This is a genomic window from Avrilella dinanensis, from assembly GCF_002807015.1.
GTDB classification, from domain to species: domain Bacteria; phylum Bacteroidota; class Bacteroidia; order Flavobacteriales; family Flavobacteriaceae; genus Flavobacterium; species Flavobacterium dinanensis.
This window is the reverse complement of sequence record NZ_NIPO01000001.1, coordinates 604,045-626,581: the sequence shown is the minus strand read 5'-3', so window position 1 is coordinate 626,581 and position 22,537 is coordinate 604,045. Positions and strand designations below refer to the sequence as shown.

The window sequence follows — 22,537 nt, the reverse complement described above, 5'->3', positions numbered from 1 at the left end:
ATTCCTGCGGATATTAGTTGTTTTCTAAATGTAGGGAGCCGGCTTTTCTGATTCTCCGTGCCTGGCCGCTATTGTTTTCATACGTGTACTCTACGATATAATAGTAGGTACCTGTCGGTAATTTCTCTCCGTTTTTGAACGTTTTTACACCTTCTGCATAACCGGAAAAGTGGTTGCCACGGCTGTCGTAGTTCGTCGTATGATAAACCTCACGGCCCCAACGGTTGAATATCGTTACAGTGTTATCAGGGTAATCTGTGATATTTTCGATATAGAAATAATCATTTTTACCGTCGCCGTCTGGAGAAACCCCGTCATAAATAACCACATCGCCCGGATTAACCCAGTCTCCTTTTACTTTTCCTAAAGTAAATACGCCATATTTGTCAATTTGTGTCGGGGTGGTAACCGTTTTCTCTACGGGGTTTACCGTTCCGCCTTCATTCAACCACATTTGCGTGTCTTCGTCCCAGCGAACGATACGTAACTCTCTCGGGTCGCCATACATGTTGAACGGTGTAGTCCGCTCGTCCCATGACAAGGTCAGAATTAATGTACCATCGGTGTTTTGAGAGGGATTAACAATCCAGTATTCCGCATCATCAATTAACTCTATTACGCCAGCTTTTTGGGCATGGTTATAGCTGTTGTTGCTATTTTCCAGAAAATATTCTCCCGTATAGTAGCTCTCTTGCACATTACCGCTAACTGCTGCCACTGAAGATATGCCCGCAAAACGGTAGTAACCGCCTTTGCCTATCGGGTAAATGAAGTTTTCTTCACCTTCCTTATCCACCTGACCCATGGCATGGCTATCATCAGAGGTGTTCTCGTGAACCGCTCCCCGAAGGAAGGTAAAAACACCACCTTCGTTCTTGTTCACGAACACAACGCCTTCGTAGAAATCTACCAGATTATTCACCAAGATCTCATTGGTCAGGTTGAAAGAATAATCTCCTCCTGCCTTGTTGAACAACACATTGGAAAAATCACTCGGCGCTGAACCCGATATGTTCTGAACACTATTACTTTTTCCTTCAAATATCACATAACCCGTAGCAGAATCAACACTGTGGGCAAAAATACCTTCATTGTTATAATCATCGTAAAAGTAAAAATCCCCATCGTTCAATACCCGACCTGTAGATCGGTTATCAAAATCAAAATAAGTCGATACTTCCGTGCTTGGACGTACTGAAAGGTTACCCGTATTTACCGTCTGGGAAGTCGTAATGATTGGAATCCCTAAAAATAGGTATAGTATCTTTTTTTTCATCTCTTTTTTGTTTTAGTGATTAGGTATTATCCAATTACCTATTGCTTGAATTGCTAATTATTTTTTATCCAGCCACCTTCAGTGATCCTGTTCCTGCACTGCTTGCATAGCCCTGAACTTCAATATTTGTCAGCTCAACACCAAGACAATTGGTTAGGAGGATATTCACGTCGACAAATTCGCCGTCGTTATTGTACACTCGGGTGACAGCATCGATCCAATCCTCGTAAAAAGGATATTTCCGGGAGAGCGGACATATAGTGTACCGCTACCACTGGCCTTCGCCGTGGGCGAGATCCAGATATTGCGGCTGTAGACATATACCTCCCCGTCGATCTCCCAATCTGCATCCGACCCCAGATACGGGCTCTCCGAGTAAACAAACTTATAGTGCCCGAACCAATATACTCTGAGCCGTTACTTGCCTCATAACTACCTGATCCGGTTCGTGACATAACACAGGATCCAGAAAAAAGTAGTGCTATTATCGCAATTAATTTCTTCATATATTTCATTATTCGAGTTCCCTGTAGCATCGCATGAATTTATACTAACTGCATCGAATTATTTACCCTTTCAGGTTCGGGTCATTGTTTTAAACGATATTAACAAACACACTCGTTTCAATCCGCTACTCCTCCATTCGATTTTTCAAGTCCAAAGAATATCGCTCCTTCCTATTGTTTACCACTCGGCAAAGATGGATTACTTATAGTATTACAAAATTTAACATCTACTTTTATAGTTGTGGTAGCAGATCTATAAATATCTTGACCAAAAGGTCCACCGTTTGTATTAAATCCTTTTATAGAATAATTCACAGAAGCAATCCCTGTATAGCCTTTTACAGGAGTAAAAACTACTTGCCCATTACTAGAATTATAAGTCCAAGTACCTACATTAGGTTGTGTGTAAGAAGTAGAGGTTCCTACTTGGTTTCCTAATTCATTTTCAAATCTAAAACTATTAAAATCAATGTATGTATTTGTATTTCCTCCTTCAGGAGTACCTGTTAATGCACCATTATAAACAATATCATTCACAAATGGTTGAATTGTCACAGAAGGATGATAATTTACACACATAGACATTTCATCATCTTCCATTTCGGGTAAATACGGAATACTTACTTCTAAATCACGTATTATATGGGTTTGTGAAGCACCACCTGTAGAAGCTGCAAATCCTATTTTAAAAGAGTCGGGAACAGAAGCATTTAAGGTATGAGTGCTTTCTGCATAAGGCCCCCCGCTTTGCTCTGTACTTCCTGAAGTATTTCCATTTGCATTTTCCGTATAGGTAAATGATGTTCTGTAATGATAGTTATCAATAACCGTAGTTATTGTTGTTCCGTGTTGTATACGCACGGTCACTCTAAAACCACCATCAATATGAGGCAATAACGTAATAAATGCTTTTCTATAGTTAGCGGCTCCTTCTGTAGTTGCCAAACTTCCTGGTCGTAAATCAAATGCATTTCCACTACCTATTGAAGTTAATGCAGAATATCCCCCACCTGTAGCATTTAACACAGCTCCCAAATTTCCACTAGAAGCATGTTTTGTAGATCGGGTAATCAAAACCGGGTATCCGGAAAAACCTACCCCTCTTATACCCCCTCCAGATAAACCTGTAGGATGCATGGCACCTCTTAATGTTATGTGACTATTTGTAGCCCACGACATATTGATACCGTTTACTCTGGAATCTCCTTGATATCTACGCCCTTTGAAATTTCCAAATTCATCTAACCCAATTCCTAAATACCCTCCTGATAAACCAGACGCCCTTGCTGAAGTTGGTGAATATGTCCGATTATAAGAATATCCTAAACCAGCACCTCTCGCTCCAATATTAAGTGGTACTGAAGCATCATACAAAAACACGGAAAGCCCATCTCCATAAGATCCATCAAATGTAGTACCCCCAAACATTGAATACTCAAACTCTATCTCTATACCATTAGTAGAATTAAATGATACCCCGTCTAATGCTACCGCACCAAATTGTGAAGTAGTGTTTGTTAATCGTAAACCATCGTTTGTAAACGCTGCACTATTCGTTCCTGCGTTAGGACGCACAATTCCTGTTGGCTGTATAGTGCTTCGGAAAGATATATTATATGGAAAACGGGTTATATCTTGTGCATATAATGATACACTGTTAAAAAGAAAGGCTATCAAAACTGCAAAAATTGTGTTGCAATACCCTTTCTTTACTATTTTAACCAGATTTTTCATTAGTCTCTTACTTTAAATACGATGTTCATAAATGTCTTCGGTGTCACGACGGCATCGGATTTTACGCTGTATGTTAATACTCCTTCAGTAGAAACTGCTACATTTTGAAAAACATCTGTATCAAAATAAGTTATGAAATAATCCAATTCATCTGCCGGTATCGTTGGTATAGTCGAAGCGTTGTTACTTCTAGCCTGACCTACCCCTCCTGTAAAACCAAACTGCTCGGTATATGATGCATACAAATCAATGGTCTGCGTGCCTGTAAGCAATATTCCTGTAGAAGTGTTATGTGTAGGTATTTCTACCGACGGCATATAGAAAAATTTAGGCATGGCTGCTTTGACTAAATCCGAAACATCTGCCCAAGAAAGCTGAGCTGTTTCCGCTGCCGGATTTACTCCGTTAGTTATTAACACCTGGCCAGGCTGACCATTGTCTCTTGGAAATATGTAATCTCCTACATTGTTTCCAACTGTGCTATTATCTCTATATCTGAACCTAACACCTGTCGTGCCTATATCCATCACAGTGTTCTCATTGCCTGCATCTCTTGTTTCAAACATCAAGTTTGAAGAACTACCAGCAATGGAGGAATAATTGACCCCGTTTCTTGATGCTATTAAAGAGAAGTCTGCCTCATTTGTGTCATCCGCTGCAGTTGAAATGGTTGAAGCATATTGACCAGATACAGAGCTCAATATTGACCCTCCGAAAGAAGAGACAGATAGTGCATCATATTCCGTTGCTGACAAAATATCATCATTATTGGATACATACATTAACGCTCCATTGAATCCATTTATATTAGTTTCCATTCCCACATATTCACCTCCATTTTCTATTTGTGTTTTGAAATCTCCTTTTACTTCTAATTGCTTTTCCGAAACGGCATCAGCATCCGTAAAGCCAACAGCTACTTTACCTTGTTGGTAGATGTCGTCGGTATTGTCGGTAGCTTCGTTTGAAGTGTTTTGGATTTTCCAAGGTTCAGTCACTGTTACCAATTCGCTCAGGTCTTTCCATTCCAAGTGTCTGCCGACAAAAGCTGTCCCTGTAGTAGCTCCACCCACTAAGACCTGACCTTCTGTTGGTGTATTTTTTGGAAATGTATAGCTTCCGTAACCTGTAACACCAGAATGGTTGAATATTATCCCTGTTTTTGGGCGGACATGCAAATTCATCTGTACATTATCTCCTTCTACTGTTTGCCTGGTCTGGATAGCCCCATCTACATCATCGGTCCAGGTAAGACCTCCAACATTAACGTATTTGCCATCAGAAGTTTCACTCGCTAGACCTACAACCCCCCCACTTCCACTTGGAATATTCGCCGCTGTTATTATCGCAGCCTTATCCTGGGCACCGGTTTTATCCATAGTTATGAAAGTGGCGTTGTTCTTGTTTACCCCAAGAAATGAAAAATGATTTGCCGCTGATAAATCTTCGTTATCCGTAACATACATCAAATTCTCTTTTGTAGAGGGATCTAAGCCCGACATTGCAGTCTGAAAACCGTAGATATAGTCATCGGTATCGACAAATTCGGTCTTTACGTCTCCTTTTACTTCAAACTGCTTATCAGAAACAGCATCTTCATCCGTAAAACCTACGGCGACTCTACCTTGCTGGTAGATATCGTCGGTATTGGCGGTGGCTTCGTTTGAAGTGTTTTGCACAAACCAAGGTTCGGTTTTAGCATCTGCACCAGTGGCTACGCGTACCCATTTGGTACCATCATTGTAATAATACCCTGGGGTTACGGCAGTTGCTCCTGTACCTGCTGTGGCAGTATTATAAATAGTCATACCCTCTACGTGGGCTGTAAGCGGTGCGAAATTATCTGTTGCCGTGAGCTCCAATCGTGGCAATAAAAGTCCTCTGTTAGTACTTTCGATTTCCAAGACCGCGTTTTGATTCATAATCAAATTGTTGTCGCCTACTTTTTGTTCAACGACCTGTGCTGTAGCTACGGTTGTACCTGCAACGGTAAGCACCATTAATGTTGCTATATTTCGAGTTATTTTTTTCATAACTTTAATCTTTTATTTATATTATTTCAGTAGAATTCTCTCCCGACCCTTCCTCTCCCCGGCCCTCTCCTTTGGAGAGGGAGCTCGTTCCGTTAGGGGTTGTAGGGGTTAGAAGTTGTTTTACAATTTTTTCAATAACTGTATTAGTTTATTCTATGCCAGTTTGTCCCGTCGCTTTGAATGGTTATCGTCGCTTGTGTATTAAACTGGGTAAAGCTCATAGCTCCGTCTTGAATCGTTTGTGAAAGCGTTACCATCTGACCGCCGCCATTTGTTTTACGCAAAACGATTATTCTACCGTCATTTGCTGCTGCTGCCGGAATTGTGATTGTAACCGGGTTCACAGCGGTATCGATGATTACCGTATTCACGCCATCTGCCAAAGTATGGTTGTTGTTAATTGACACCAAATCGTTGATGGCTTTTTTGTAATAAGCACCACCGTCTGCTCCTACTGTGATTTCGTTATCTGCATCGGTGCTAACTACATTAGCAGTACTTTCCTCGCCTTCTTCATCTGTGTATGTAATGACACCTGTAGTATTGTCCTGAACCAATGTAGTTACCGTTTCGTTGGTTTCAACGATATGTTGGATATATTCCTCAATAGTCGTATATTCCTCTCCTTCAATAGTAACTGGTCCGCCGTTTACAATCTCTTCAAACTGGTTGATTACACTTGCCGGTACATCTACAGTAGTAATTGTTCCGTCTTCTGACGTATAAGTATAAGTTCCGTCAGCGTTGTCAACTAAGGTGGTTACACTTTCGTTGGTTTCAACGATATGTTGGATGTACTCCTCAATAGTCGTGTATTCCTCTCCTTCAATAGTAACTGGTCCGCCGTTTACAATCTCTTCAAACTGGTTGATTACACTTGCCGGTACATCTACAGTAGTTACTGTTCCGTCTTCTGACGTATAAGTATAAGTTCCGTCAGCATTGTCAACCAAGGTGGTTACACTTTCGTTGGTTTCAACGATATGTTGGATATATTCCTCAATAGTTGTGTATTCCTCTCCTTCAATAGTAACTGGTCCGCCGTTTACAATCTCTTCAAACTGGTTGATTACACTTGCCGGTACATCTACAGTAGTNTTTCATTATTTGCAAAATCCGAACATTCCTAACACAACAAACGGTATTGAAGGGTACTTTAGTCATCTCAAAAACCACTTGGATTTACACAGGGGTTTAACCATTAAAAACAGGATAAATTTCATTAAATGGTATGTTTTCTTTTCTAACGAAAAGTGAGTTTTTTTAGCCATTCTGCTTACCAAAGAATGTAAAAAAGGACGACTTTGAAGGTCGTCCTCATTCTTAGTATAAGCATTAATCTTATTGCTGGTTGGTTGCTCTCCAGCAGCGCCAACTTCCTCTTCAGATTAACTGGCGGAATATAACAACTATTTTGATAAAATCCACCAACTATTTTTCAGTACATTACCATTTTTTTTATATATCAAACCCAATATTTACGCCCAATTTCATCGAAATCAGTTTTTGTAATTTCAGTTGTAAATCCGGAATGGCTACCGACGATATTACTTCATCTGTAAACGCATACATCAACAACGCTTTGGCTTCTTTTTTCGGGATTCCGCGTTGCTGCATATAAAACATTGCTGATTCGTCTAACTGACCAATGGTGCATCCGTGTGAACATTTCACATCATCAGCAAAAATTTCTAATTGCGGTTTGGTGTTTAATGTAGCTTTATCGGTTAACAAAATATTATTGTTCTGCTGGAAAGCATCAGTTTTTTGAGCAATTTTATTTACGTAAATCTTACCGTTGAAAACCCCGGTAGAGCGTTCGTCATAAATTCCTTTATAGTTCTGATGCGATTCGCAATTTGGTTCTTCATGATTAACCAACGTATAATGATCTACATGTTGCTTTTCGCCAATAATGGTGATTCCTTTTAACGTAGAATCGATGCGTTCACCTTTTTGATAGAAGTTCAAGTTGTTTCTCGTGATATTTCCACCAAAAGAAAAAGTATGAACCGATACTCTGCTTTCCTGTTTTTGTTCAATATAAGTGTTATCAACCAAATTGGTAGTCAGCAAATCGTTTTGTAATTTGTAATAATCAACAATGGCACGTTTTGCAGCATAAATTTCGGTTACACTGTTGGTAAACATTGCTGTATCTGTTAGCGACTGGTGACGCTCAATGATTTGAACGTGTGCGTTTTCGCCTACGATTACCAAGTTTCTCGGCTGAACAAAGTTTGATGACGTTCCGGTTGTAAAATACAAAATCTCGATTGGTTTTTGTACTACCGTTGATTTCGGAATGTTGATATACGCTCCTTCAAAAGCATATGCCGTATTTAAATTAGTTAAACTGTCTTCTTTGTTGGCTACCTGGTTAAAATAGGTGTCAATAACCATTTTGTATTTAGGTTTTGTTAATGCCGACGACATTAAACAAACATCAAGTCCATCGTGCGTGGTTGACGACAAATGTGATGAAAACACTCCGTTGATGAAAACCACTTTATAGGTATCTACATCGTTCAGGAAGTACTTTTGAACGTCTTTCCATTCTACGTCCGATTCGTTTTTAGGCAGAATGTTGTAGTCGGTTGCCAAAACAGCATTCAGCGAAGTATATTTCCATGCTTCTTCTTTTTTGGTCGGAAAACCTTTATTTTCAAACACTTTCAAGGCATCGGTACGTACATCGTGCAAAGCAGCGTTAATGTCTACTTTTTGTTCAAATGCCAAAAAAGATGATAGTAATTTTTCTTTTAATTCCATTGTTATTTGGTTTAAAGTCTAAAGTTTAAAGTTTAAAAGTTGAGAACTTTGAACGTTAAACCTGAAACTTTTCAAACTAATTTTATTTAACCCAATCGTATCCTTTTTCTTCTAATTCCAGAGCGAGCTCTTTACCGCCTGTTTTCACGATTTTTCCGTCGTGAAGTACGTGTACGAAATCAGGAACGATATAATCCAATAAACGCTGATAGTGTGTAATTACAATAACTGCGTTGTTTTCGTTTTTCAGCTTATTGACGCCGTTTGCCACAATACGCAACGCGTCGATATCCAAACCTGAATCGGTTTCGTCCAAGATAGCTACTTTTGGATTCAGCATTGCCATCTGGAAGATTTCGTTACGTTTTTTCTCTCCACCCGAAAAACCTTCGTTTAACGAACGGGACAAGAATTTGCGGTCAATTTCCAACAATTCAGATTTTTCTTTGATCAACTTCAGCATTTCGTTAGCAGGCATTTCTTCCTGTCCGTTAGCTTTGCGAGTTTCGTTAATAGCCGTTTTGATAAAATTGGTTACCGATACACCTGGAATTTCTACGGGATACTGAAACGACATGAAGATGCCTTTATGTGCTCGTTCTTCAGGTGCCAAATCGCCTAAATCTTCTCCCTCCAAAACGATTTCGCCTTCTGTAACTTCAAAGTTTTCGTTACCGGCAATAACCGATGACAAGGTAGATTTTCCGGCTCCGTTTGGTCCCATAATTGCGTGAACCTCTCCTGCTTTTACTTCAAGATTGATTCCTTTTAATATTTCTTTGTCCTCAACAGAGGCGTGTAGATTTTTTATGTTTAACATGTTTTGACAATTAGATGATTTGAAAATTTTTCAATTTGAAAATGTGTCTTAAATCTTAATTATTTTAGTAATTGGTTGAATTTGAGTTTTTAAATGAGAACAATCAGGGTAGCTTTTGCTAAAATGACATAAGTCTAACCAATAAATTGTCTCTTCAATTTCTTTTGCCGCAATTTTAAATTTATGAATGAAATCTTTTTTACTTTCTGCATTTTGGGCTTCGCGTACATTAGTTCCTATGGAGGTTCCTGATTTTAATAATTGATTCGCAATCACAAATCGTTTATTGGCTTCCAAAGTTTCGCAATAATTAATTATTTCTAATGCAAAATCAAAAGTTAGCTTAACAATTATATTTTCCGAACCCTTCATTTACAAATTTTCAAATTAAATCATTCTCAAATTAATTTACCCCACGCTTCCTTCCAATGAAATCTCTAACAATTTCTTGGCTTCTACGGCAAATTCCATTGGTAGTTTATCTAAAACTTCGCGTGAAAATCCGTTTACGATTAAGGCAATTGCCGTTTCTGTCGGAATTCCCCGTTGGTTGCAGTAGAAGATTTGATCTTCTCCGATTTTACTTGTCGTGGCTTCGTGTTCTAATTTCGCTGATGAATTTTTTGATTCGATGTATGGAAACGTGTGTGCTCCGCATTCATTACCCATCAACAAAGAATCACACTGTGAAAAGTTACGTGCATTTTCGGCTCTTGCACCAATCTGTACTAGTCCGCGGTAAGAATTCTGTGATTTTCCTGCTGAAATTCCTTTGGAAATAATGGTTGATTTGGTGTTTTTACCCAAATGAACCATTTTCGTTCCTGTATCGGCTTGCTGAAAATTATTGGTTACGGCAATCGAATAAAATTCGCCTACTGAATTGTCGCCTTTCAGGATACAAGATGGATATTTCCAGGTAACTGCCGAACCTGTTTCCACCTGTGTCCACGAGATTTTGGCATTTTTTTCTGCTAAACCACGCTTGGTTACAAAGTTAAAAACACCTCCTTTTCCTTCTTTATCGCCTGGAAACCAGTTTTGAACGGTCGAATATTTAATCTCGGCATCGTTCATCGCAATTAATTCCACCACAGCGGCGTGCAGTTGGTTTTCATCACGACTTGGTGCGGTACAGCCCTCTAAATAAGAAACATACGAACCTTCGTCGGCAATTAACAAAGTACGCTCAAATTGACCTGTACCTGCCTGATTGATGCGGAAATAGGTTGATAATTCCATTGGGCAGCGAACACCTTTTGGAATATAACAGAACGAACCGTCTGAAAAAACAGCCGAGTTTAATGCGGCGTAGAAATTATCCGTTCTCGGAACAACCGTTCCTATGTATTTTTTTACCAGTTCCGGGTGTTCTTTAATCGCTTCGGAAATCGAACAGAAAATGATGCCTTTTTCGTTCAGCGTTTCTTTAAAGGTGGTCGCAACGGAAATGGAATCCACCACAATATCCATTGCTACATTGTTCAAACGCTTTTGTTCTTCCACGGAAATCCCCAACTTTTTATACATTTCCAAAAGTTCCGGGTCAACATCGTCCAATGATTTTTTGGAATCCGCTTTTTTAGGTGCCGAATAATAGGATATTGCCTGAAAATCAGGTTTTTCATAATGTACGTTTGCCCATTCCGGCTCGGTCATTTCTTTCCAAACGCGAAAAGCCTCCAAACGCCATTCGGTCATCCATTCTGGCTCTCCTTTCTTTTGAGAAATCGCACGAACTATATCTTCATTCAGACCCACGGGAAATGTTTCAGATTCTAAATCAGTATAAAATCCGTATTCATATTCTTTATTTTCTAATTCGACTTTTAAGTCGTCTTCGGTGTATTTGCTCATATCTTTTCTATTTAAAAAATCTAAAAATCTAAAAAATCAAAAGTATGCCGTCACGACATTTTATTTTGCTTTTCCAAGTTTTTTAAATACTTAATATAACTTCCTAATTGTTTTGAAATCTCTAAAATATCATTTCTGTGATTATGAAAATTTTCTTCATTAATATAATCTATCTGTTGTAAAAAATTAAGCATATTTCTACATTCACCTGCGGAACCTTTGGAAAAATATAAAAATCTAATTAATTCTTTTTTTGTTTCTCTTTCAAATCCCTCTGCAATATTATTTGATATTGACAATGCAGCTCTTTGTAATTGATCTTTTAAGCCAAAGTCTTTAGCTATATGCTCATTTGTTAGTGTAAGATTGTACACTTTAATCCCAAATTGTAAGGCTTTTTGATAGACCTCCATTTCTTCAAATGAACTGTATTTTGCCATAATTTGTTTAATGAACAAAAAATTGATTTATTAACTTCATCACTTTTTTTGATTATTTAGATATTTCTTTTTTTAGATTAATTACAAAGAAAATGATTCCCCACAACCACAGGTTCTCGCAGCGTTTGGGTTGTTAAAAACGAACCCTTTTCCGTTTAATCCTCCGGAATATTCCAAAATTGTTCCTACTAAATAGAGAAAACTTTTTTTGTCCACAACGATTTTTACGCCGTTGTCTTCAAACATTTTATCGCTTTCGTTGGTCTGATTGTCAAATTTCAATTCGTATTCCAAACCGGAACATCCTCCGCTTTTCACGCCTACTCTGATAAAGTCTGTTTCAGGATTAAAACCGTCATCTTCCATCATCATTTGGGCTCTTTTAGCTGCTGATTCTGATACTTTTATCATGCTTATACAATTTACCCTGCAAAGGTACCAATAATTTATTAATTTTGAACTCTTGCAGGGTAAAGAAAGTAGGCTTTAACTTATGTATAACTTTTGAGATTAGTCGAGAAATTCGATATTGGAATCTACTAACTTTTTGATGGGTATCATAATCACAGTGCCATCTGTTTTTTTGATTTTGGCATTGATATTATCGATAGAAATGACGTTACCTTCGATGTTTTCGCTGGTAATTCGGACTTTTCTGTCGCTGCTGAGGTTTTTTCTCAGGTAATAAGCAAACATGATTTCTTTTACCACGTCTTTAGCACCAAGCCCGAATGCCAAGGCAATTGCTGCGACAAATCCACCGATGATTACGCTGATATTGCTTGTAATGAGTGTGGTGTCTATGCCTGCCTGATTGAGTCCCATCAGTACAAAAAAGAGAATCAATCCTGTTACAATGACGTTTATTAATATAGTTATTGCACTAGTGTTTTCAACAAATGACAGGGCGGTCGTCATTTTTTGTTTTATCCAGTTGGCGATGAACACGCCGGCAAGTATAATCAGCACGCCGCTTGCTAATTTTGGTAAATATGCCAATAATTCATTGACCATATTGGTCACGCCGTTCATACCGAACAAATCGGCACCGATGATAACAAAAATTAAAAATAAAAAGGCTTTGAATAGCACCAGTATGATGTTGCCGACTTTGATTTGTATATTGTTCTTCCTCAGAAAATCAATTTTTTCGTACATGTGGTCAAGTTTCTCAACCTTTGAAAGTTTGATGATTTTCTTGGCGAAAAGAACCAAAATTTTGAATAAGAAATAGCAAATTATCAGATACACGAGCAGCAACAGGCAGTCCCATGCGAAATCTTTGAGTTTGATGAGCCATTCGTTGATTGTTGATGTTGAATTGGCTAAATGTTCTTGGTAAAGTTCTTCCATAGCGTGTAATTATTTATTGTTTTTTTTATTTTCTTTCGGATTATCTCTGAAAAAACTGAGTGCTGAATCGGGAAGATTCACAAAGAATAGTTCCGAAAGGTCTAAAGTCAGTTTGATGATATTGATATCATCAAGCACCTTTTCCTTCAGATAAGCCGGCAACTCTTTTTCTTCAATTACTTTTTTGAATGGATTTTCCATAATTATCTTAGCTCTAAAACTCTTTTCTTTGCCCTTTGCAATCTCATTTTCACAGCACTTTCTTTGATGTCCAGCATCTCAGCAATATCTTTTACAGACATATCGTCTTTGTATTTCATGAGCAGAATAGCCTTGTCTTCAAGGGCTAATTTGTTCAGAATTTCCTGCAATTTGGCATAGTTAATCTCGAACAGTTCACTGTCGCTTATTTCTTCTTCTTCGAAAGATTGCCCGATATTCTCGACGTCTTCATATAAATCTTTGTTTTCTTCCGGTTTTCTTCTGTTTTGTTTGACGTGATTCAAGCAATAATGATAGACGACAGAATAAATCCATGTTGACAGTTTAGATTGATTTTTGAAGGTCTTCAGGTTCAGGTAGATTTTGATAAAAATATCATGTGTCAAATCCTGAGCTTCTTCTTCGGAGCCGACAAAAGCATAACTTTGGTTGTAAACAAAGGAAGCATACCTGTCGTACAAAATGGCAAAAAGCCGGTCGTCTTTGGTAGCTAAAATTCTCTCTACCAAATCATTATCAGACAAATCTTCCTCGATGTGATTGCTCATTGACTAACGTCGAATTTTTCTTTTGTGCAAATATATAAAAAATATATGGAACAGCTATAGGTTTGTAAATCAGTGTTTTTGCTTTTTTGTAATCAAAGACCAGATGATTGATACTACCAAAACGGAACCGATAATTGCCAGAGAAATTGTCGATTCAAAGTGGTAAAACGGCATGATAATCATTTTTATCCCAATGAATACCAGAATTACAGCCAGCCCGTAATGTAGTTTAGAGAATAAATCCATAGAATTTGCCAAAAGGAAATACATAGAACGTAATCCTAAAATCGCAAATATGTTGGAAGTATATAAAATAAAAGGGTCGTCCGGGGCAATGGCGAATATTGCCGGAATACTGTCCACGGCAAATACTAAATCAGTAATTTCGATTACTGCCAAAGCCACAAACATCGGTGTTACCATTTTCACACCGTTTTGTACCGTGAAAAATTTACTTCCGTCAAACGAATTGCTCACTTTGAAGAATTTATTGACCAACCGAACGCCAATATTTTTTGACATATCGACTTCTTCCTCTTTTTCAGGCATTCCGGATTTGACACCCGCAAATAAAAGAAAAATACCGAAAATGAATAAAACTACATTGAGCTGACGAGGGTCGCCGGCAGAATCAACACCCAGAAAAGGCAAAGTAACATAGGTGTGTTTAATCAATTCAACCCCGGCAAAAATAAATATTGCACGGAAAAACAAAGCTCCTAAAATTCCCCAAAACAGCACTTTATGCTGATAATCTTTCGGGATTTTGAAAAACTTAAAAACCAGAATAAACACGAAAAGGTTGTCGACCGAAAGTGCTTTTTCTATCCAGTAAGCTGCCTGATATTTCGAGAAATTATCTGTGATGCCATACGGTTTGTCCAGAATCCACCAGACCACGCCGCTGAATACCATCGACAAGGAAATCCAAACCAAAGTCCAGACGAGAGCTTCTTTGTTAGAAATTGTGTGGTTTTTTTTGTTGAAAACACCCAAATCCAGCAACAGCATAATGATTACTGCAATGCCAAATCCCCATATCAGCCAAGGGTGGTTAATCATGTGGTCTTCCGGAAGATTATTCATAGTTAGTTGAGTTTATCAGTCAGTTTTTTGAATACTTTTTTTGGTTCTTTGTTGTTGTACAAAATGTCGTAAACTGCATTAATAATCGGTGTTTTGGCTCCGAGTTTTTCATTCATCAGATAGGCACTTTTGGTGGCATAATATCCTTCGGCAACCATGTTCATTTCCATTTGTGCCGATTTAACGGTATATCCTTTACCGACCATATTTCCGAACATTCTGTTTCGTGAAAAAAGCGAATAGCCGGTAACGAGCAAATCGCCCAGGTATTCCGAACCGGTAATTGTTCTTTTCATTTTGTGTACTTTTTTGATGAATTTCTTCATCTCGCGAATGGCGTTGCTCATCAGCACGGCCTGAAAATTATCGCCATAGCCCAATCCGTGTGCCATTCCGCAAGCCACGGCATAAATATTTTTCAGCATAGAAGTGTATTCCACGCCCAATACATCATCGGTGGTTTTGACTTTGATGTAATGACTTTTCAAGCAATCGGCAATTTGTTGTGCGTTGGTTTCGCTGGCACTCGCAATAGTCAGATAAGAAAGTCTTTCCAATGCCACTTCTTCGGCATGACAAGGCCCGGCGATAACGGCTATTTGTTCTCTGTCCAGCTGATAAGTCTGGCAAAAGTGTTCCCCGACAATTAAACCGGTTTCGGGAATAATTCCTTTAACAGCCGACACAACTATTTTGTCGGAAATGTCTGCTGTCAGTTTGTCTAATTCTCTCGACAAAAACGCTGAAGGAATCGCGAATATCACAAAATCGGCATATTCGACGGCTTCGTTAATATTGTTGGTCAGGAATAGCTGTTCGACATCAAACTCTACTGAACTTAGATAATTCGGGTTATGTGCATTTTCTCTGATTTCTTCAAGGGCGACTTCATTACGCATATACCACGCTATCTGCTCTTGGTTTTCGCAAAGCATTTTTGCGATAGCCGTTGCCCAGCTTCCTCCTCCGATTACTGCAAATTTTGGTTTATTGTGGGTCATCTTTGTAATGATTAATAGACAAAAGTAACTATTTTAATACAGAATGATAAAAAAATATTTTTTATCGAGGATTCTTAACGGTAAAATAAGTTATGGTCAATGTATTCCCAAACCTTTTTGTTCAGCATCGGACGGATGTTTTTTCCTTCTTTGATGCTGTTGCGGATAAAGGTGGAAGAAATTTCTACAATCGGGGCATCAACTTTTCGGATATTCGGGTGACCGACCAGTTCTTCCGGAATAGTTGTTGAGGTTAATCTGGGATAAACAACTATTTGATAATCAGAAAGAATTGTCTGGTAATTTTTCCATTTGTTGAGTGTGTTCAGGTTGTCCTCGCCCATGATTAGGGTAAACTCGTGATTCGGAAATTTTTCCGATAAATGAATCAACGTACGTGTGGTGTAATTGGGTTGGGGCAGACTAAATTCGACATCTGACGGTTTGATTTTTTCATAAGACTCCGTTGCCAGAAAAGCCATTTCCAACCGATGATAATCGGGCAGTAAACTGCTTTTTTGCTTGTGTGGATTGTGCGGAGTAATAACCAGCCAGATTTCGTCCAAACCACCATATTCCGCTATGTGATTGGCTATAATCAAATGTCCGACGTGAATCGGGTTGAATGTGCCGAAAAACAAACCTATCTTTTTCATGATTTATGAATAAAGTCCAATACCAGCTGATAAACTTCTTGTTTGGTTTTTTCCAGATCATTGTTTTCTATAACCACATCGAATAATTTTGCTTTTGACAATTCTTCTTCGGCTTTTGCCAAACGCATTTGTATTTTTTCTTCCGATTCGGTTTTTCGGCTACGCAAACGTTGCTCCAATATCTCTTTGGACGGCGGTTTAACAAAAACAGCCAAAGTCTGTTCCGGAAATTGTCGTTTGATATTCAATCCGCCAATCACGTCGATGTCAAATATAACGTGCTTGCCTTGTTGCCAGATTCGATATAATTCCGATTTTAATGTACCGTAAAAATTATCTTTATATACTTCTTCATATTCCAGAAATTCTTCTTTATGAATATGATTCTTAAAGTCATCTATTGACAGAAAATAGTAATCTTTTCCGTGAACTTCTTCACCTCTCGCTTCGCGAGATGTCGCCGAAACAGAAAAATCCAGATTCAAATCGGGTTGATGCAAAAGATGCTTGACTAAAGTGGTTTTGCCTGAGCCCGATGGTGCCGAAAAAACGATTAATTTACCTGCGTTTTCCATTACAAAATATTAAGTACCTGTTCTTTGATTTTCTCGAGTTCTTCTTTCATTTGCACAACCAACTTTTGCATCGGGGCGTGGTTCGATTTGGAACCGATGGTGTTTATTTCGCGACCCATTTCTTGGGAAATAAAGCCTAATTTTCGTCCGTTTGACTGGTTGTCGTTAAGTGTTTCTGTGAAATAATCTAAGTGTTTGTTCAGGCGAACCTCTTCTTCGTTGATGTCTAATTTTTCGATATAAAAAACGATTTCCTGAGCAAATCGGGTTTCGTCTACGGTTTGTTTCAACTCTTCCAGTCCGTTCATTAAACGTTCTTTGACGGCTTTAGTCCGTTCGTCTTTGAGGGAAGAAATTTCGTTCAATTTTTGTCTGATTGTTCCTACATTGTTCGCCATGTCTTGCTGTAAATGAGCACCTTCTGAAGCTCTGAATTCATTGATGTGAACCAATGCTTCTGAAGTAGTTTTTATGATTTCCTGCCATTCGGTTTCGTCGATTTCTGCTTTTTCGGTTTTTAAAGCATCGGGCATTCTTACCGCCATTTTCATCAATTCGGTTTCGTCGGCATCGGGTAAGATGTCTTTCATCTGACGAATGTAATCTTTAACAATCGGAGGGTTGAGCGTAGTGTTGTTTTGCTCTATAACATTCTCGATATAAAGAGAATAGTCTATTTTTCCTCTTTGTAGGCTATCCGATAGTAATTTTCGTAATTCGAGCTCTTTTTCCCGATACACTTGCGGAAGTCTGACATTCAAATCCAACGATTTGCTGTTGAGTGATTTTATTTCGACAATAATTTTTTTGTTTGACAACTGGTTAACCGCCTTGCCAAAACCGGTCATGGAATAAATCATATAAAATTGTATATAAAAGGCAAATTTACGAAAATAACGGAAACGTATGATGAATTGATGAAAAGAGGTTTGTGTTTATGTATTTTTATTCAGCACAGGAAACAATAAGAAAGAAATTCCTCCGGCAATGACCAAAATGATGGTTTGTGATGTCCACAGAATCCAGCCAAATGTTGTTCCGGCAGTTTCCGCAATGCCATATAGTAGCAGAATTTCGGCAATCATCAAAGGAAAAGCACCCAGACCTCCGTTGGTAAATGAAACCGCCAGACTACCGACCACAAAAGTGACTAATATAACGCCTAGTGATAAATCGGCAGTGGCTTCAAGAGCTTTTGTGCCGAAATAAAAAGTCGCTACATAGGCTCCCCAAATAATCAGTGTGTGCAACAAAAACGGACCTCTGTTGGGCATTTTAAACAAGCTGAGTAAACCTTCTATCAGACCCTTTGCTTTTTGTTTTATGGTTACAAAAAACCGGGATTTGGAATAGTAAACCAAGCTAAAAAAACCAATCATGATAACGGCAAAAAGAGTCCCGGCTATCAATAATTTTTCAAAAGGAATAAGCTGTTCCAGAAAACCATACAACTGTTGAAATTGTAATAATAAAACCAACCCTACCATCAACAACAAACAAACCAAATCTACCAATCTTTCGGATATGATACTGCCGAAACCTTTGTCAAACGGTACTTTCTCATACTTTTGCAAAAGTACGGCACGTGATATTTCGCCTGAACGGGGAATGGTAAAATTCAGCAGATATGATACCGAAACAGCCATTAGTCGGTTATAGCCTTTCGGGTTATAGCCCATGTGGTTTAGTGGATATTTCCAGCGGTAAGCTCTTGAAAATAAAGAAACGATTGTGAACAACCCTGACAATGAAATGTATGTCCAGTCGGCTTGTTTGAGGTGATTTTTCATCTCGTCGAGTTGCTCAGGAGTAAATTTATTGTAGGCGTATATAACCAAAAAAACTCCCAGCAAAAGCGGGAGCAGGGTGGTAAATATTTTTTTTACCTTTTTCAATTATTTCAAAGAGTTATTTTCTTCATTCGGGAAAATAACCCATGGCTTGAATTCTTTTGCTGCTTCAAAATCCATCAAGGCATAGCTGATAATGATGATAACATCGTCTTTTTGCACGCGACGTGCGGCAGGCCCGTTTAGTGTGATTTCGCCACTATCTTTCGGCCCCGGAATAATGTATGTTTCAAAACGTTCGCCATTGTTGATGTTTACAATAGTTACTTTTTCGCCCTCAATCATATTGGCGGCTTCCATCAAAGCAATATCTATGGTAATACTGCCGATATAGTTCAAATCGGCACCTGTTACTTTAACCCGGTGGATTTTTGATTTTAAAACTTCTATTTGCATGGGGCAAAGGTATAAATTATTAAATTAATTAGTGACAAGGCAATAGCCAAAAGTTGGTTTGCACAATCTTTAATTCGCTAATTGCCTTAAACAAAAGCAAGATTATCAATCAACCTCACATTCTCAATATGAGCCACAATAAATCCGCGGTATTTTTTGCCGGATTGTTTTGTTTTGGCAGATTGCAACGTGTCTTCATCGGCAATTTCAAAATATTCCAATGTCAGACTCGGGTGGTTCTCAAACTGTTTTTCTACAAATGTTTTTATCTCGTCAATGCTTTTTCGTTCAAAATTTTCTTGTGCCTGCAATAATGTCTGATGGATAAAAGCAGCTTCATTTTTTGCTTTTTCAGACAACCGTTCGTTGCGTGAACTCATCGCCAAACCGTTTTCTTCACGGAAAATCGGACAGCCGACAATAATTACAGAAAACCCTTTCTTTTCGACCATTTTACGGATAATTTGCAGTTGCTGAAAATCCTTTTCGCCGAAATATGCCCGGTTTGGGTTAACGATTTCAAAGAGTTTGCCCACAATTGTCCCCACGCCATCAAAGTGTCCGGGGCGGTTGGCACCTTCCATTTCACTTTCCAATCCGTCAAATTCGTGATTTTCGGATTGAATGTTTTCGTCATAAATATCTTCGGCAGATGGGGTGTAAACAATTATTTTGTCTTCAAAAACTTTCAGCAGTTCCAAATCACGCTCCAATGTACGCGGATATTTTTTCAAATCTTCGGCATTGTCAAACTGCGTAGGGTTCACAAAAATACTGACCACCACATAATCATTTTCTTCAAAAGCGCGATGTATCAAAGACAGATGTCCGCGGTGCAAAGCCCCCATTGTAGGTACTAAACCAACCTGTAATGAGCTGTATTTTAGCTCATTGATTCGGGCAGATAATAATTTTTTTGTTTCAAAAATCTCCATGCAAAAATCCTTAATATCGGCAAAATTAGCATTTTAGACAAAAAAGTGGTTATTTTTTTGTATTTTTGCATGTTTTTATTTCAATAAATGAATATCGTATGATGATGAAAGATAAGAGGATATTATATGTATCGTCTGAAGTAGTACCCTATTTGCCGGAAAATGAAGTTTCCAAATCGTCTTTTGACTTACCCAAGATGATTAATGATATTGGCGGGCAGATACGGATTTTTATGCCACGCTATGGCAATGTTAATGAACGAAGACACCAGTTGCATGAAGTGATTCGTTTGTCTGGAATGAATCTGGTGGTCAACGACATGGATATGCCTTTGATTATCAAGGTGGCGTCTATTCCGAAAGAAAGAATTCAGGTGTATTTTATAGATAATGATGAATATTTCAAACGCAAATCAACTTTTGTTGATGAAGACAACAAGCTGTTTGACGACAATGACGAGCGGGCGATATTTTTTACGAAAGGCGTTATCGAAACGGTGAAAAAACTCAACTGGGTGCCCGATGTTATTCATGTTCATGGCTGGCTAGCTTCGTTGGTGCCGATGTACATGAAAAAATATTACAAAGACGAAAATATCTTTGAAGATACCAAGATCGTAACGTCGATTTATAACGATACGTTTGAAGGTGGATTGACAGAAAATATGTTTGACAAAGTAGCGTATGACGGTTTTGATAAAGCCGATTTGGATAAACTTAAAGAGCCGACTTTTGTCAACCTGATGAAAAATGCTATTGACTATTCAGATGCGGTGTTTGTAGGGTCGGAAAATATCGGTTCAGATTTAACAGAATATATAGAGAGTTCAAAGAAACCTTTTATACCTTTCCTCCCAAAAGAAAAACGGTCAGAGGGTTATCTGGAATTTTATAAAAAAGAGGTTTTATAAATAAATATGAGAAAAAAATCTTTATTTACAGCAATGACTGTCATGGCAGGTTTGTTGTTTGTTTCGTGCGAAAAAGACGCGGTTGAGTTGAATTCCAATGTTTTTGGGGACGACCCATTTGGATTTAAAAAATACGAATCTGAAACAGTAGATACAAAAATCGTATCTACACAGCAGGTAAGCACGCTTAATTTACCGGTCAATACTTTTGGTGTTTTTGACCACGCTGTTTTCGGCAAAACGAAAGCTCATTTTGTTTCTCAGGTTGAGTTGATGAGCGGTGCGTTGTCTGATATTGGCGAAAATCCGGTGTTGGATTCCGTATATGTATATCTGCCATATAACAGCAAGCTTGATGTGACCGATTCCAACGGAAATTCTTCCTATACACTTAATAATATATATGGGGAAGGTTCGTTTGATTTGGCGGTTTATGAAAACGGTTATTTCCTGAGAAACCAAAATCCGGGCAATGATTTTGAAGACCAGCAATATTATTCTGACCAGTTCAGTTTATTTACTCAGAATAAAAAAGGAGTGAACGGAACAGGAAGACTGAATGATGCCGCAGATACCGAACAAAATACCGAATTTGTGGTCAGCGATGACGAAATCAAACTTTACAAAGAAAATGAAGAAGGCGAACAAGTTGTTAGCGAAAGAAAAAAACCAGGTATCTGGCTGGACTTGAACAAAGAATATTTCCAACAAAGGTTTTTTGACAGTAACGAATACAAAACTATCAGCAATAACAACCGTTTGAAAGAATTTTTCAGAGGATTGTTGTTTACCGTCGAGAATGAAGGAACAGCTAATCTGATGATGCAACTGGATTTGTCGCAGGCAGAAATGGTTTTTGTATATCATCAGGATACTAATGACGGCGAGAGAGAACGAAAAACGATGGCTTTTGCTTTGGGTTACTCTACAGCGTCCGGAAATACAAGAAATAACAATACAGTTAATCTTTTTGAAAACACACCGACAACCGATTATACAAACGCATTGTCGGGAGCAAGCCAGCAACTTTGGCTGAAAGGTAATGAAGGTTCTCTGGCAGAAATCACTTTGCTCAGCCAATCAGAAATTGAACATATTAAATCACAGGATTGGTTGATTAACCAGGCAGTTTTGACGGTGTATGTTGACGGAGAGATTATGCAAAATCAGGAAGATTACAGTCCGAGTCGTTTATATTTATATGATTTGACCAACAATAAACCTTTGGTAGATTATACCAATGACCAAACGACTTTGCCTTATAAGAATATTTATAATGGATTTTTTGACTCATCTGAAGAACCGAATAAATACAGATTCAGAATTACCGACTATATCGTAGATTTAATCAGTAAAGATTCGACCAATTTTAAACTCGGGCTGGCAGTTGCCAACGACATCAGCAATTCGAGTTTCAAATTACTGAAAAACCCTGTTGCGGAAACGGAAAAAGTACCTGCATCTATGGTGTCTTTTCCTTTCGGAACAGTTTTGTATAATGGCGATGACAGCCATGGATCAAACAGAATGAAATTAGAAATTTTTTATACCCAAAAACAAAACTGA

23 protein-coding genes are annotated in these 22,537 nt (G+C 38.3%); 2 read left to right on the top strand and 21 right to left on the bottom strand.

The window, feature by feature from the left end; genetic code table 11:
* Positions 1–13: 13 nt before the first annotated feature.
* The 21 genes from CDL10_RS03040 to panC all read right to left on the bottom strand — a co-directional run bounded on the left by CDL10_RS03040 (position 14) and on the right by panC (position 20,060).
* Positions 14–1,276, bottom strand: a complete 1,263-nt coding sequence (locus CDL10_RS03040) for a gliding motility-associated C-terminal domain-containing protein (RefSeq protein ID WP_100677175.1) — start codon at positions 1,274–1,276, stop codon at positions 14–16.
* Positions 1,277–1,953: 677 nt separating this feature from the next.
* On the bottom strand, positions 1,954–3,516 hold the full coding sequence (locus CDL10_RS03035) for a hypothetical protein (protein ID WP_100677174.1): 1,563 nt from the start codon (positions 3,514–3,516) through the stop codon (positions 1,954–1,956).
* Positions 3,516–5,549, bottom strand: a complete 2,034-nt coding sequence (locus tag CDL10_RS03030) for a hypothetical protein (protein ID WP_133119448.1) — start codon at positions 5,547–5,549, stop codon at positions 3,516–3,518. The genes CDL10_RS03035 and CDL10_RS03030 overlap by 1 nt, the downstream gene beginning before the upstream one ends.
* A 143-nt stretch (positions 5,550–5,692) precedes the next feature.
* The gene (locus tag CDL10_RS03025; RefSeq protein ID WP_100677172.1) at positions 5,693–6,502 is read right to left on the bottom strand and encodes a hypothetical protein; all 810 of its coding nucleotides are present in this window, start codon (positions 6,500–6,502) and stop codon (positions 5,693–5,695) included.
* A gap of 505 nt (positions 6,503–7,007) precedes the next feature.
* Positions 7,008–8,321: a Fe-S cluster assembly protein SufD gene (gene sufD / locus CDL10_RS03015; protein ID WP_100677171.1), complete on the bottom strand. Its 1,314-nt coding sequence runs from the start codon at positions 8,319–8,321 to the stop codon at positions 7,008–7,010.
* A gap of 82 nt (positions 8,322–8,403) precedes the next feature.
* Positions 8,404–9,141, bottom strand: a complete 738-nt coding sequence (gene sufC, locus CDL10_RS03010) for a Fe-S cluster assembly ATPase SufC (RefSeq protein ID WP_100677170.1) — start codon at positions 9,139–9,141, stop codon at positions 8,404–8,406.
* A gap of 48 nt (positions 9,142–9,189) precedes the next feature.
* A complete protein-coding gene (locus CDL10_RS03005) occupies positions 9,190–9,513 on the bottom strand; it encodes a four helix bundle protein (protein WP_100677169.1) in 324 nt (107 codons plus the stop codon).
* Between the two features lie 36 nt (positions 9,514–9,549).
* Positions 9,550–10,998 (bottom strand): Fe-S cluster assembly protein SufB, encoded by a 1,449-nt coding sequence (gene sufB, locus CDL10_RS03000; RefSeq protein ID WP_100677168.1) that lies wholly within the window; start codon positions 10,996–10,998, stop codon positions 9,550–9,552.
* A 50-nt stretch (positions 10,999–11,048) separates the two neighbouring features.
* A complete protein-coding gene (locus CDL10_RS02995; protein ID WP_100677167.1) occupies positions 11,049–11,438 on the bottom strand; it encodes a four helix bundle protein in 390 nt (129 codons plus the stop codon).
* Positions 11,439–11,519: 81 nt separating this feature from the next.
* Positions 11,520–11,849 (bottom strand): HesB/IscA family protein, encoded by a 330-nt coding sequence (locus CDL10_RS02990; protein WP_100677166.1) that lies wholly within the window; start codon positions 11,847–11,849, stop codon positions 11,520–11,522.
* Positions 11,850–11,948: 99 nt separating this feature from the next.
* Positions 11,949–12,791 (bottom strand): mechanosensitive ion channel family protein, encoded by an 843-nt coding sequence (locus CDL10_RS02985; RefSeq protein ID WP_100677165.1) that lies wholly within the window; start codon positions 12,789–12,791, stop codon positions 11,949–11,951.
* 9 nt (positions 12,792–12,800) lie between these two features.
* Positions 12,801–12,992: a hypothetical protein gene (locus tag CDL10_RS02980; RefSeq protein WP_100677164.1), complete on the bottom strand. Its 192-nt coding sequence runs from the start codon at positions 12,990–12,992 to the stop codon at positions 12,801–12,803.
* A 2-nt stretch (positions 12,993–12,994) separates the two neighbouring features.
* Positions 12,995–13,561 (bottom strand): RNA polymerase sigma factor, encoded by a 567-nt coding sequence (locus tag CDL10_RS02975; protein ID WP_100677163.1) that lies wholly within the window; start codon positions 13,559–13,561, stop codon positions 12,995–12,997.
* Between the two features lie 69 nt (positions 13,562–13,630).
* Positions 13,631–14,647 (bottom strand): TerC family protein, encoded by a 1,017-nt coding sequence (locus CDL10_RS02970; RefSeq protein ID WP_100677162.1) that lies wholly within the window; start codon positions 14,645–14,647, stop codon positions 13,631–13,633.
* A 2-nt stretch (positions 14,648–14,649) separates the two neighbouring features.
* Positions 14,650–15,648 carry an NAD(P)H-dependent glycerol-3-phosphate dehydrogenase gene (locus CDL10_RS02965; RefSeq protein ID WP_100677161.1) on the bottom strand — a complete coding sequence of 333 codons (999 nt, stop codon included), beginning with the start codon at positions 15,646–15,648 and terminating at the stop codon, positions 14,650–14,652.
* 74 nt (positions 15,649–15,722) lie between these two features.
* Positions 15,723–16,304 carry a nicotinate (nicotinamide) nucleotide adenylyltransferase gene (gene nadD, locus CDL10_RS02960; RefSeq protein ID WP_100677160.1) on the bottom strand — a complete coding sequence of 194 codons (582 nt, stop codon included), beginning with the start codon at positions 16,302–16,304 and terminating at the stop codon, positions 15,723–15,725.
* The gene (gene gmk, locus CDL10_RS02955) at positions 16,301–16,879 is read right to left on the bottom strand and encodes a guanylate kinase (protein WP_100677159.1); all 579 of its coding nucleotides are present in this window, start codon (positions 16,877–16,879) and stop codon (positions 16,301–16,303) included. Before gmk ends, nadD begins: the two co-directional genes overlap by 4 nt.
* Positions 16,879–17,739 (bottom strand): YicC/YloC family endoribonuclease, encoded by an 861-nt coding sequence (locus tag CDL10_RS02950; protein WP_100677158.1) that lies wholly within the window; start codon positions 17,737–17,739, stop codon positions 16,879–16,881. Before CDL10_RS02950 ends, gmk begins: the two co-directional genes overlap by 1 nt.
* A 75-nt stretch (positions 17,740–17,814) precedes the next feature.
* Positions 17,815–18,774, bottom strand: a complete 960-nt coding sequence (locus tag CDL10_RS02945; protein ID WP_100677157.1) for a lysylphosphatidylglycerol synthase transmembrane domain-containing protein — start codon at positions 18,772–18,774, stop codon at positions 17,815–17,817.
* Positions 18,775–19,125, bottom strand: coding sequence for an aspartate 1-decarboxylase (gene panD / locus CDL10_RS02940; protein ID WP_100677156.1), 351 nt, complete (start codon positions 19,123–19,125; stop codon positions 18,775–18,777). It abuts the gene before it with no gap.
* Between the two features lie 86 nt (positions 19,126–19,211).
* Positions 19,212–20,060, bottom strand: a complete 849-nt coding sequence (gene panC, locus CDL10_RS02935) for a pantoate--beta-alanine ligase (protein ID WP_100677155.1) — start codon at positions 20,058–20,060, stop codon at positions 19,212–19,214.
* Positions 20,061–20,164: 104 nt separating this feature from the next.
* Between panC and CDL10_RS02930 the strand changes: the two genes are divergently transcribed.
* Both CDL10_RS02930 and CDL10_RS02925 read left to right on the top strand, forming a co-directional pair.
* Positions 20,165–20,971, top strand: coding sequence for a glycogen/starch synthase (locus tag CDL10_RS02930; RefSeq protein ID WP_100678615.1), 807 nt, complete (start codon positions 20,165–20,167; stop codon positions 20,969–20,971).
* A 6-nt stretch (positions 20,972–20,977) separates the two neighbouring features.
* Entirely contained in the window at positions 20,978–22,537 is a 1,560-nt protein-coding gene (locus CDL10_RS02925; RefSeq protein WP_100677154.1) for a DUF4270 domain-containing protein, read from the top strand.